We start from the raw sequence: 11,628 nt of genomic DNA, 5'->3' as shown, positions 1-11,628 counted from the left end.
ATATTAGCAACAAACCAAGCATAAGTCAAGTTTTTTTGTGAAATTGTAGAATTTACGCAACAATTTGTATTTCTTTTGTAACATTATGACCCTTTTACAAATACTCAGGATAAATAAGCGTAGAAGAATAATACAGATACTTATTATCCGTATCGAACGTTACATTAAGCACCACAGGCTGATCATCGCCTGCGTCATTCTCATACCAATAGCGGTATATATAATTTTTAGTGTCTTTTGACCATACGATGCCGTAATATTCAAGGTCTATGGCATCTGACAAACTACTCCACTTTGCTCCTTGTTCAAACTTATCAAGGTTGATAGCTTTACTCTTTTTTTCACCGTTTGCATTGTTTTTAAGCACCTTGAAATTTGAATATTTTACAGTTTGTATGCGTTCTTCATCATCAACAGTAACAAGCGCCGCCCATTCAGGATAATTTATGCCATCAACATTAACACTGTCATCAGACTCAATGATATAATCAAAATTCAGTGCATTGTTCACTCCCTGAAAAGCCGATTCGTCCTTAAAGTGCATATCAAGCTTTTTCTGAGCCTTTGCAACATCTACGCCGATATATTCAGAAATGCTCTCAGCGGTGTTTTCACCCTTTCCGCTTATAATATTTACAACGATAAGGACGACAAGCACCACAAGAAGCACTACCGCCACCGTTATAAGAATAAGCTTGAGCTTGCTTTCAGACAATTTATGTTTTTTCTCACCCACTATTTCCACATTTAGCGGTTTATTCTGCTTTTTGAAACGCTTCATGATAGATGTATTTTTGTCTGGTCTTAATCTTGTGTCACAGTTAGGACAGAAAATGTCATCATCGTCAACTGACTTGTGGCATTTAGGACACTCCATAAAAACAACTCCCTTTTGCAACATCCGTGCATTTGCACACTTTTTCAAAACAAGTATACCATAATCTCTGTAAAAAGTCAACAAACGAAAAACAGCGGACAGGAGTCTATCCGCTGTAAAAAACATATATCAGAAGTGCATCTGGTCAGGGTCTTCGATATCCTTTGCAAAACAGCCTGCAACAGGTATCGTTTTGCTGCGATATTTTGAAAGGCCTGCTGCTGTCTCATCGTCAACGATAAATGCCTTATCAACAACTGCATTCTTCGCTTTAAGTGTCATGACCTGAACACCTATAGTATCTCTCGTGGACTTAGGCATAAGAAGTGCTGTATCAAATATCATTGCTCTGCCGTTAGTTGTGCGAAGCATTATCTCAGCGTTATCCTGCACAAAGAACATTCCCACAAGCTTAGCCTTTGCAGAATAAGCATTGGCAAGCTTCTTTCTGTTGGTCTTTGTTTCATAGGCATTGAGCGGCACTTTTGCCACCTTTCCGTTTTCAAAACAAAATATCATATAGCCCGAATAATCTACAGTATTCACCATGGACACAACGCCCTCACCGTCATCAAAACCAAGCTTTGCAGGAATATAGTCGCCAAGAGAGCTTGCCTTTGTGTCGGCAAACTGCGATACCTTGGTCTTATACACAGCCGCCTTGTCAGAGAAGAACAGAAGCTCCGTTTTGTTGGTGCTTTCCATTTCCTGAAGCGGACCGTCGCCCTCTTTATACTTCTGCTCGCTTGCCATTCTCAGTGATTGCGGAGTACATTTCTTGAAATAACCGCTTTGAGATAGGAAAAGCTTGCAGGCATAGTCAGGAATATCGTCCTCTATGTCTATCTCCTCGACATCAGTCTTATAATAGAACTGAGTTTTTCTTGGCTGACCATATTTCTTTGAGACCTCTTTAAGCTCAGATATGATGATATTCTTTATTTTTCTGTCGCTTCCAAGAATATCTTCAAGCTCTGCAATAGCTTTTTCAAGGTCCTCAGTTTCGGCAGTTCTTTTGAGGATATACTCACGGTTAAGGTGTCTGAGCTTTATTTCAGCCACATAATCAGCCTGTATCTCGTCAATGCCGAATCCAACCATAAGGTTAGGAACGACCTCTGTTTCTTCCTCTGTCTCCCTGATTATTTTTATAGCCTTGTCTATATCAAGGAGTATCTTTCCAAGACCTTTCAGAAGGTGAAGCTTGTCTTTCTTCTTTGCAAGGTCAAAGCTTGTTCTGCGTCTAACGCAATCCATTCTGAACGCTACCCATTCTTTAATTATATCATAAACGCCCATTATTCTTGGATAGCCGTGAACAAGTATATAGAAATTGCATGAATACGAGTCCTGAAGCGGCGTCAGCTTATATAGCTTTTGCATAAGCTTGTCAGGGTCTACGCCCTTTTTGATATCTATACCTATTTTCAGACCGTTAATGTCCGTTTCATCACGGATATATGATACCTCTCTTATCTTGCCTGCCTTAACGAGAGCAATTATCTTCTCGATTATTGCTTCAACTGTGGTAGTGGCAGGTATCTCAACGATCTCAAGACACCTTGACTCCTTGTCATACTGATATTTTGCTCTCAGCTTAACAGAGCCTTTTCCTGTGCGGTATATCTTATCAAGCTCCTCCTCATCATAGAGAAGTGAAGCACCTCCCGGAAAGTCAGGCCCTTTCAGCGTTTCAAGAGCGTTAAAATCAGGATTTTTCATAAGTCCGATAGTTGTCTCGCAAACCTCGCTGAGATTGAACGGACAAACTGATGAAGCCATAGAAACGCCTATACCAACGTTTGCATTAACAAGTATTGACGGGTAAGTAGCAGGAAGCAAGGTCGGCTCTGTGGTGGTGTTATCATAGTTAGGAACAAAATCCACAGTGTCCTTGTCTATATCTCCGAAAAGCTCCTGACAGATAGGCATGAGCTTTGCCTCAGTGTATCGTGAGGCAGCATACGCCATATCTCTTGAATATGCCTTACCGAAGTTACCCTTACTCATTACATATGGGTGCAAAAGTGCTTCATTGCCCTGTGAAAGTCTTACCATGGTTTCATATATAGCACCGTCGCCGTGAGGATTGAGCCTCATGGTCGCACCAACGATATTGGCAGACTTTGTGAGCTTTCCGTTTAAAAGTCCCATTTTATACATGGTATAAAGCAGTTTTCTGTGTGATGGCTTAAAGCCGTCTATCTCTGGGAACGCTCTTGATACCAAAACGCTCATGGCATACGGCATATAGTTCTTTTCAAGGGACATTGTTATCTTTTCGTCTGCAACAAGTCCTGCGCCCTCGATATATGCGTTATTATTTGGTTTAGCAGTCTTTTTAGGCTCTGCCTTTTTTCTTGCCATAAAATCTATCCTTTCTGCAACAAATATTTATCAGCTGCAAATTATGAAATATCCGCCATATCAAGATAATCAACACCATTATTGGTGATGAAATCTTTTCTTCCCTGCAGATCGTCACCCAAGAGCATATCGAACATCCACTGTGTCTGCTCGATATCGTCAGGCTCTATCTTTATAAGACGTCTTGTGGCAGGGTCCATTGTCGTAAGGCTCATCATCTCAGCCTCGTTCTCGCCAAGACCTTTTGAACGCTGGATATCAAACTTTTTATTGCCTATCATTTTGAGTATCTTTGTCTTTTCGTTCTCGTCATATGCAAAGTAAGTCTTGTCGGAAGTCGTTATCTCAAAGAGCGGTGACTCCGCAATATAAACATATCCTTTTTCAATAAGGGTCGGCACAAGTCTGTAAAGCATTGTGAGTATAAGCGTTCTGATATGGAAACCGTCAACGTCGGCATCGGTACAAATAACTATTTTGTTCCAACGGAGATTGTCAAGATTGAACATGGATATCTCCTTGTTCTTGCCCGTCTTGACCTCAACGCCGCAGCCTATGACTTTTATAAGATCTGTGATTATCTCGTTCTTGAAAATCTTATCATAGTCAGCTTTCAAACAGTTGAGTATCTTTCCTCTTACAGGGATAACAGCCTGAAACTCTGCATTTCTTGCCATTTTAACAGAACCGAGCGCCGAATCGCCCTCCACTATATAAAGCTCACGCTGTGAAAGATCTTTTGAACGGCAGTCAACGAATTTCTGCACCTGATTTGAAAGGTCGATAGAACCTGCAAGTTTTTTCTTCAGGTCTATTCTTGACTTCTCAGCCTTTTCACGGCTTCTCTTGTTTACAAGAACCTGCTCTGCTATCTTCACCGCTTCATCAGGATTTTCAATAAAGTATATCTCGAGATTGTGCTTCAAGAACTCTGTCATGCACTCCTTGATAAACTTGTTTGTGATAGCTTTCTTTGTCTGATTGGCATATGAAGTCTGTGTAGAAAACGAACTTGAAACAAGCACCAAACAATCCTCGATATCCTGAAAAGTAATAGGCTTTTCGTTTTTCAGATACTTGTTGTTGCTTTTAAGATAAGCATTTATCTGAGATGTGAAAGCACTCTTTACAGCGTCCTCCGGTGAGCCACCATGTTCCAGAAAGCTTGAATTGTGATAATATTCAAGACATTTTACCTGATTAGAAAAAGTGAATGCCACAGAAAGCTTTACCTTGTAATCGTCCTTGTCCTCACGGTCACGACCCTTGCGGTCGCCTGTGAAAAACTGCACCGAGGTCAGAGGCTTTTCACCTGCTATCTCTGCAACATAATCGGCGATACCATTCTCATAATAGAACGTCTTTTCTTCAAAAGAATTGTTCTCACGCTGTATACGCAGGATAAATGTGATATTAGGGTTTACTACAGCCTGCTTTTTCAGAACGTCCTCAAAATATTCGTTCTCAATTTTTATATCAGTGAAAACTTCAAGGTCAGGTCGCCAATGTGTCTTTGTACCTGTCTTTTTCTGCTTTGTTTCTTCCTTTTTAAGACCGCCAACGTTTCTTCCCTTTTCAAAATGCAGGTCATACTTATATCCGTCACGGAAAACCTCGACGTCCATAAACTCAGATGAATACTGCGTCGCACAAGCACCCAGTCCGTTAAGACCCAGCGAATATTCATAATTATCTCCGCCGTTATTATTATACTTGCCGCCTGCATAAAGCTCGCAGTAAACAAGCTCCCAGTTATATTTTTTCTCACGCTGGTTATAGTCAACAGGACAACCACGTCCGAAGTCTTCCACCTCGATAGAATCGTCATTGTACTTTGTAACGATTATCTTATCGCCATGACCGTCACGAGCCTCGTCTATAGAGTTTGAAAGAATTTCAAAAACAGAATGTTTACAGCCCTCAAGTCCGTCAGAGCCGAATATTACCGCAGGACGCTTTCTTACTCTGTCCTCCCCCTTAAGGGATACTATATCTTCATTTGTATATTCCTTTTTATTTGCCATTTCTCATTTCCTTTCTTACGGATCTGAAGAATTTTTTACATACAAATTATATTATAACACAAAGTCAACGATTTTGTAAATACATTAATTAAACATTTTTCAGAGCAAAGCCGAACATTTGTTTTGTTACTAATAAACAAAAACACAGGCTATTGATTATTTGAAAAAAATATTATATAATATAGGTAGCTTAAAAAAATCGGAGGACAAAATGGATATTACGATAAATGCACCGCAGACCGAAAGCAACTCAAACTCTGCCAAAGCAATGTCCCTTAACAATGGGCTGATATGGTTCATATGCTTTGTTCCGCTTATCGGCTTGTTTCTTGAAAACTATGCAAACTCTGCCACCGCAGGAGCTTTTCTTTGGATACTTGTTCCGCTGTTCATGATAGGCTGTTCCATTGCAGATTGCAAACAGCTTATAAAGCATGGCATTAACGCAAAGCACCTTTACAAGTGGGTATGGCTAACGCCTTTTTATGTTTATAAGCGTGAAAAGCTTTGCGGCAGAGAGCTTTATAAAGCAATAATGTGTGGATTTTTCATTATCGCTGCACTGTTCATGAATGGTTTTACGCAGAGCATAAAAATAGACAACGACTATATGCTCGTATCTGCACAGAACAGCTATGTTCAAAGCCTTGACAACTTCTCAGGCAGCTCTCCAAAGATAATAGGCGAGTGTATAGCCTCATACCTTGGCGATGACGCTGAGTGGGACTGCACAAAGGACGGTCACAACTACACAGTAACAGTAAAAGGCAAACATGGCTCTGATAACTACACTATTTCCTTTTTAATAGTATATGACGGCTTCACCTACAGAAAATTCACCATTTCAGACGTGATAAAAAATAAAGTTTCACTCCGTGACGATGAATTTAGTGCTGTATGCAAAGAGATATTCACAGAAGATAAAAGCGACACCGACAGCAGCAATGAAGAAAGTTCGAATTCACAAACAGAATAATTTCATGAGCGGACTTTGTTCCGCTCTTTTTGTTGTCAGTGTACATAAATGTGTACAAACTGATATGGCACGATTTGTGTATATGCACAAAGGTGATAAATTTGTCACTTTTCTATTGACTTTGCAAGGCGAAAGTGATATTATTGTCACATAAGGTGATAAATAAATCACCTTATATATGCAGCTGTTTAAATCACAAATGAAAGAAGATGTAGAAATGAATGACAAAACGGAGATAAAAACAGACAAAATATCATACAAAAAGTATTACAGACAGATGGGTATTTTGGGCACGCTGGGTGGATCGATGTGGATATTCTATTGGGTTATGGAAAAGGTGCTGCCTGCGATAAAGAAAGGGCACACACTTACCAATGTGATAAACCTTATCGTATCTTTGGGAACGCTTGCGCTGATCGCCATATGCATAACAAAGATGATATCCACGGTTGGCAAAAGAGATACAAATGACGAGCTTACTCAGCAGACAACAGCAAAGGTCAATCAGACTTTTATAACGTTCCTGTTCACGATTGCCTGCCTGTTTATTTCAGTTATGACTTTGTTTTCCGATATTTTAGGAAGATTTAAGGTCACACTAAACGAATATGTTATCACGGGCTTGATATGGTTTTGCTATGCGGTGTACAATTTTATAGGGCTGTATTTTGAAAGTAAATTCGATGATTACGAGAACTAGAGGGAAAAAAATGAAAGCGAAAAAAGAAAAGAAAAAGATAACTCTGAGAGAATATCACAAAAAGCGTATGGTAACAGGAATTGCAATACTTGTCACAGAGATATTTGAAAACACTGCGGAGCATTACAAGCTTGATAATACAACATGGGCGACGGTGATATTCGTTGTGTTGACTGCTATGACGGTTTTATTTGCAGTAATATGGCTGTATGCAAGCTGTCAGAAAGTTGACAAAGAGGACGAAATGGCAAAAGAAAATATGCTCAAGGCACATCAAAGTATCACAAAAATGTTTTTGATAATATTAGCAGTAGCGATCTTTATATCAATGTTCTGGGAAGGAAGTATAACCATAAAGATAAACAGCGACAGACTATATCAAGTATGGATTATATTTTGGTTCAGTTATATGATACTTGAAAGCGGATTTTTCCTCCACCATGAGGGCAAGCTCAGCACCGATGAGGAGGACGAATAATGCCGGAGCTAAAAACAAAACTCAAGGAATATCGTGCCAAGCTTGACATGAAGCAGGGTGACCTTGCCGAAAAAGTGGGCGTCAGGCGTGAAACTATCATACGTCTTGAAAAAGGACAATACAATCCGTCCCTAAAGCTTGCAATGGATATTGCAAAGGTATTTGGTGTATCTGTAGAGGATATTTTTTCATTTGAAAATGAATAAAGCTGAAAATACAGTAAAGCAGACGGTTTGCAGGATTTTGTTGCAGAAGAAAAGCATATACTGAAAATGCAAATACAGACTTATAAGCACATATTCTAACGTAGACAGATAAATATTGAATATACGTTGCTTATGCTATGATTATCTTTAGTTTACGCCATATTACTGTGTATATTAGTGTAAAAGGCAAAAGTGAAATGAATTGTGAGAAATCGAGAGAAATGGAGCAAAACGAAGAGAATTAAAGAGAATGAGGAATATAAATTAAAAATTCGACGTTTTGACTATTGACAATCGTGAAAAGCTGTTGTATAATAGACAACGTTGTGAGTTCACAGGGCGAAAAATGCGGCTGTGAACAGACTTTTTAAAATTCTGAATGGAGGAAATAATATGTCAACTTATATGCCAAAAGCAGGCGACATTACTCGCACATGGTATATTCTCGACGCTGAAGGTCAGTCACTCGGTAGAGTTGCTGCTAAGGCTGCTCACATTCTTCGTGGCAAGCACAAGCCAACTTACGCACCACACGCTGACTGCGGCGACCATGTAATCATCATCAACACAGATAAGGCTGTTCTCACAGGCAAGAAGCTTGATCAGAAGTCTTACAAGTGGCACACAGGCTGGATCGGCGGTCTTAAGGAGATCAAGTATTCAGATATGATGGCTAATCAGTCAGACAGAGCTATGACAATTGCTGTTGAGGGTATGCTCCCTAACAACACACTTGGCAGAGCTGCTGCAAAGAGACTCAGAGTATACAAGGGTGCTGAGCATAACAATGCTGCTCAGAAGCCTGTTAAATACGAACTGTAAGGAAGGAGCAATTTAGATGTACGAATCAAAGCAGCCATATTTCTATGGCACAGGTAGAAGAAAACATTCTGTTGCCCGTGTTCGTGTTTACGAGGGTACAGGTAAGATCACAATCAACGGCAGAGACATTGACGATTACTTCGGTCTTGAGACACTCAAGCTCATCGTTCGTCAGCCATTTGCTGTAACAGATACAATGGATAAGTACGATATCGTTTGCACAGTAACAGGCGGTGGAGTAACAGGTCAGGCTGGTGCAATCAGACACGGTCTTTCAAGAGCTCTTCTTCAGGCTAGCGATGAGTTCAGACCTCTCCTCAAGAAGGAAGGCTTCCTCACTCGTGACCCAAGAATGAAGGAAAGAAAGAAGTACGGTCTCAAAGCCGCAAGACGTGCTCCACAGTTCTCAAAGAGATAATTTTATCCCTACTGGGAGTATTCAAAATCACGTATTTACGCTGTTTCGCTCGGTTTGGATTTATCTGAAATATGGTGAATTTCGGACGGTAACTAACACGTAACTAACAAAGATTTAAGGCATTTGCCCTTGCGGTGAATGCCTTATTTATTAGAACTTGATTTTGGCTGAACAATATGCTATAATTAGAATTTTAAGCTATAATTGTTGCATACTATTATCGGAGGTGGTATATAGTGCTGTTAAGGTATTCTGTTAGTAACTTCAAGTCAATCGGAAACAATATTGAATTCAGTATGCTTCCGTCTGAAGATACTTCTGATGATAGATTTCTCATAGAAATTGATACTGTTGTTGGAAAATGGAAAGTATTAAAAAGAGGTGCTTTTTTCGGACCAAATGCATCTGGTAAAACTTCTTTCATTGATTCTTTATCTTATGCAAAGGATTATATTACAAAAGGCCCCAAAAACGCAACTGTAACGAAGGTAAACCAGTTTAAAGGAAATATTTCTGAGCTTGACGGCGTTACATCTTTCCAGTTTTTGATATATGCTGACAACCAGGTATATAACTATGGTTTTTCTTTAGATAGATCGTATGTTCACGAGGAATGGCTTGCTATTTTAAATTCTTCTAAACAATTTGATTTGTTATTTGAAAGAAAAACAAATCAAAAATTATCTACAAAAATAACTGTATTTGATGCATATGCTGAACCCGGATCCGTTGAAAGAGGATTGGCAGATCTATTAACTAAAAGTATTAAAGGCAAACAATCAGATCAGCTATTCTTATATAAATTATATGAAAACGCATCTACTTATGCAGGGATAGTAATTTCTTGGTTTAAGAAATTACAGATTGTCTATCCTAATACTAAACTTCAAGCATTGCCAATCAAGATTCAAAAAGATGAGCAATTTAGAGACTTTTTGTCTGAAAAACTTCATTCTCTTGACACTGGCGTCGATAGAGTATCTACAACAGAGAATGTTCTAGATCTTTCTGAATTTGAAGAAAAGTTTGGTATTCCAAGTGAAGTAATTCATGAAATTGAAGAAATTCAGAACGGAATGATAAGTTTAAACGGCAAATTTTATATTTTTAAAGAGGGCATTAAACGAAAAATAACCCTTATCCAGATCAAGTTTGAGCATTCTTTAAATCGAAAAAAAGTTAATTTTGATATTGATGATGAATCTGATGGAACACAGCGTTTGCTTGACTTATTGCCGATACTGTTTAGATTAGATAATAATTCTCATAATATTTATATTGTGGATGAACTTGATCGTAGCCTTCACACTAAGTTAACTAAATACCTGGTTAACTCAATCGGCGACTCATCATATAATACTCAATTTTTATTCACAACACATGATGTGAATTTGCTTAGTCTAAACAATTTCAGACAAGATGAAATATGGTTTATTGAAAAGAACAGAAACGGTGAAACAAGATTAAAACCTTTTTCTGATTTTGATATTAAGAACGAAGATAATATTCTTAAAGATTATCTTGCCGGAAGATTTGGAGCCGTCCCTGTAATAAAGGAGGGCATATAAATGGCTACTGAGCGAATGTCCTCACTCCCTTTCTCTCCTGTACGTTCAAAACGCAGAACAAGTGACAAATTAATCTTCATTTCCTGTGAAGGTTCGGTTACTGAATGGGAATACTTTGAAAAGATAATTAATATGGTGTTTGCAAACATCGGTTCAAAAGTTAAAATCATAAACGTCATTGATGAAGCTCTCAAAAAAAGAGATAAAAACAGAACAAGTGATGAGAAGAAACAGGTGTCAAGTTCTAAACCGCAGAACTTACTTGATAAAATGAATGATTTTAAGAGTACACATAAGGATGATTATGATTTTGACAAACATGAACAAGATGAATTTTGGTTGATAATGGACGTTGACGATCATACCGATCAAACTATAGTTGACAGTGAAGGCAAAAGTAACCTTGACAAATGGAACGCTGTATTAAATGAATGCCATAATAATAAATATCAGTATGCCGTGAGTAATCCTTTCTTCGAATTATGGCTTCTTCTTCACTTCGATGATGTAAACGAAGAAGATTATGGTTATGCTGTAAAAGATTCGCATTCTTATGAATCAACAAGTCATTTTAGAGAAAGATTGACTGCATTAAAAGTTCCTCTAAAAAAGGATAAACATTTCGATGCAAGGTATTATAGTAAATATAGTAAAGAAGCTATAAATAGTGCGATTTTACGTGCCGAATGTCTAGATTCTGAGCCTAAATGTGATTATCCTGTTGATTTAGGTTCAACTGTTTATAGATTATTAAAAAGTATTAAAGAAATCGATGACCAATACGAAGGTAATTGAGTACATAGCAAAACCGCTGAGAGATCACTTCCCCCAGCGGTTTTTTCTTTATACCTATATCCTATTGATAGCCTCTAACAATTCCTGCACATTAACGTGCGTATAGACTTTCTCGGTCAGCGACATTGCACCCGAATGACCGACTATCTTCTTTATAAGCGTAGGTGATACCTCTTTTTCGGTCATCATCGAGATGCACGTATGACAGGTATCATGTGGCTTGTGTGAGCAGCCAATCAGTTCCATAACAGGTGTCCAGTAGGAATCATAGTAGTTGCGGTAAATGAACTGCTTGCCGTCGGGAGTATGGAGCAGATACTCGTTGCCGTCCTCATACCACCTTTTAATCCTGTATAATAAAACTTGACACATAAAAAACAATCAAAGTATAATAAAA

The 11,628-nt window shown here is 38.6% G+C and carries 12 protein-coding genes; 8 read left to right on the top strand and 4 right to left on the bottom strand.

Annotated features, from left to right (window positions below):
• Positions 1 to 94 precede the first annotated feature (94 nt).
• The 3 genes from DWW81_RS11935 to DWW81_RS11925 all read right to left on the bottom strand — a co-directional run bounded on the left by DWW81_RS11935 (position 95) and on the right by DWW81_RS11925 (position 5,268).
• Positions 95 to 877: a zinc ribbon domain-containing protein gene (locus DWW81_RS11935; RefSeq protein ID WP_117877756.1), complete on the bottom strand. Its 783-nt coding sequence runs from the start codon at positions 875 to 877 to the stop codon at positions 95 to 97.
• A gap of 129 nt (positions 878 to 1,006) precedes the next feature.
• Positions 1,007 to 3,244: a DNA topoisomerase (ATP-hydrolyzing) subunit A gene (locus DWW81_RS11930; protein ID WP_117898077.1), complete on the bottom strand. Its 2,238-nt coding sequence runs from the start codon at positions 3,242 to 3,244 to the stop codon at positions 1,007 to 1,009.
• A gap of 41 nt (positions 3,245 to 3,285) precedes the next feature.
• On the bottom strand, positions 3,286 to 5,268 hold the full coding sequence (locus DWW81_RS11925) for a toprim domain-containing protein (RefSeq protein ID WP_022287505.1): 1,983 nt from the start codon (positions 5,266 to 5,268) through the stop codon (positions 3,286 to 3,288).
• Between the two features lie 211 nt (positions 5,269 to 5,479).
• On the opposite strand from DWW81_RS11925, the gene DWW81_RS11920 reads away from it, so the two are divergent.
• The 8 genes from DWW81_RS11920 (at position 5,480) to DWW81_RS11885 (ending at position 11,231) form a co-directional block, all read left to right on the top strand.
• Positions 5,480 to 6,244, top strand: a complete 765-nt coding sequence (locus DWW81_RS11920; protein ID WP_117898078.1) for a hypothetical protein — start codon at positions 5,480 to 5,482, stop codon at positions 6,242 to 6,244.
• Positions 6,245 to 6,443: 199 nt separating this feature from the next.
• Positions 6,444 to 6,944, top strand: coding sequence for a hypothetical protein (locus DWW81_RS11915; RefSeq protein ID WP_181982965.1), 501 nt, complete (start codon positions 6,444 to 6,446; stop codon positions 6,942 to 6,944).
• Between the two features lie 10 nt (positions 6,945 to 6,954).
• The gene (locus DWW81_RS11910) at positions 6,955 to 7,422 is read left to right on the top strand and encodes a hypothetical protein (protein ID WP_117898080.1); all 468 of its coding nucleotides are present in this window, start codon (positions 6,955 to 6,957) and stop codon (positions 7,420 to 7,422) included.
• Positions 7,422 to 7,628 (top strand): helix-turn-helix transcriptional regulator, encoded by a 207-nt coding sequence (locus DWW81_RS11905; protein ID WP_117898081.1) that lies wholly within the window; start codon positions 7,422 to 7,424, stop codon positions 7,626 to 7,628. Before DWW81_RS11910 ends, DWW81_RS11905 begins: the two co-directional genes overlap by 1 nt.
• 393 nt (positions 7,629 to 8,021) lie before the next feature.
• Positions 8,022 to 8,450, top strand: a complete 429-nt coding sequence (gene rplM / locus DWW81_RS11900; RefSeq protein ID WP_022287500.1) for a 50S ribosomal protein L13 — start codon at positions 8,022 to 8,024, stop codon at positions 8,448 to 8,450.
• Between the two features lie 16 nt (positions 8,451 to 8,466).
• Positions 8,467 to 8,868: a 30S ribosomal protein S9 gene (gene rpsI / locus DWW81_RS11895; RefSeq protein ID WP_041337331.1), complete on the top strand. Its 402-nt coding sequence runs from the start codon at positions 8,467 to 8,469 to the stop codon at positions 8,866 to 8,868.
• 236 nt (positions 8,869 to 9,104) lie between these two features.
• Positions 9,105 to 10,436 carry an ATP-binding protein gene (locus tag DWW81_RS11890; RefSeq protein ID WP_117898082.1) on the top strand — a complete coding sequence of 444 codons (1,332 nt, stop codon included), beginning with the start codon at positions 9,105 to 9,107 and terminating at the stop codon, positions 10,434 to 10,436.
• A complete protein-coding gene (locus DWW81_RS11885) occupies positions 10,437 to 11,231 on the top strand; it encodes an RloB family protein (RefSeq protein ID WP_117898083.1) in 795 nt (264 codons plus the stop codon).
• A 54-nt stretch (positions 11,232 to 11,285) separates the two neighbouring features.
• Here DWW81_RS11885 and DWW81_RS13635 read toward each other — a convergent pair whose 3' ends face one another.
• Complete coding sequence (locus DWW81_RS13635) at positions 11,286 to 11,603, bottom strand: tyrosine-type recombinase/integrase (protein ID WP_181982738.1); 318 nt, start codon at positions 11,601 to 11,603, stop codon at positions 11,286 to 11,288.
• Positions 11,604 to 11,628: the final 25 nt, after the last annotated feature.

The organism is Ruminococcus sp. AF17-1AC, assembly GCF_003461385.1.
GTDB lineage: Bacteria > Bacillota > Clostridia > Oscillospirales > Ruminococcaceae > Hominimerdicola > Hominimerdicola aceti.
The sequence above is the reverse complement of the archived record's forward strand: the minus strand, read 5'-3'. Positions and strand labels throughout refer to the sequence as shown.

Coding starts and splice junctions, on each gene's coding strand:
- DWW81_RS11915 (WP_181982965.1), top strand. CDS start 6,444: ATGAAAGAAGATGTAGAAATGAATGACAAAACGGAGATAAAAACAGAC.
- DWW81_RS11935 (WP_117877756.1), bottom strand. CDS start 877: ATGGAGTGTCCTAAATGCCACAAGTCAGTTGACGATGATGACATTTTC.
- DWW81_RS11905 (WP_117898081.1), top strand. CDS start 7,422: ATGCCGGAGCTAAAAACAAAACTCAAGGAATATCGTGCCAAGCTTGAC.
- rpsI (WP_041337331.1), top strand. CDS start 8,467: ATGTACGAATCAAAGCAGCCATATTTCTATGGCACAGGTAGAAGAAAA.
- DWW81_RS11885 (WP_117898083.1), top strand. CDS start 10,437: ATGGCTACTGAGCGAATGTCCTCACTCCCTTTCTCTCCTGTACGTTCA.
- DWW81_RS11925 (WP_022287505.1), bottom strand. CDS start 5,268: ATGGCAAATAAAAAGGAATATACAAATGAAGATATAGTATCCCTTAAG.
- DWW81_RS11920 (WP_117898078.1), top strand. CDS start 5,480: ATGGATATTACGATAAATGCACCGCAGACCGAAAGCAACTCAAACTCT.
- rplM (WP_022287500.1), top strand. CDS start 8,022: ATGTCAACTTATATGCCAAAAGCAGGCGACATTACTCGCACATGGTAT.
- DWW81_RS11910 (WP_117898080.1), top strand. CDS start 6,955: ATGAAAGCGAAAAAAGAAAAGAAAAAGATAACTCTGAGAGAATATCAC.
- DWW81_RS13635 (WP_181982738.1), bottom strand. CDS start 11,603: ATGTGTCAAGTTTTATTATACAGGATTAAAAGGTGGTATGAGGACGGC.
- DWW81_RS11930 (WP_117898077.1), bottom strand. CDS start 3,244: ATGGCAAGAAAAAAGGCAGAGCCTAAAAAGACTGCTAAACCAAATAAT.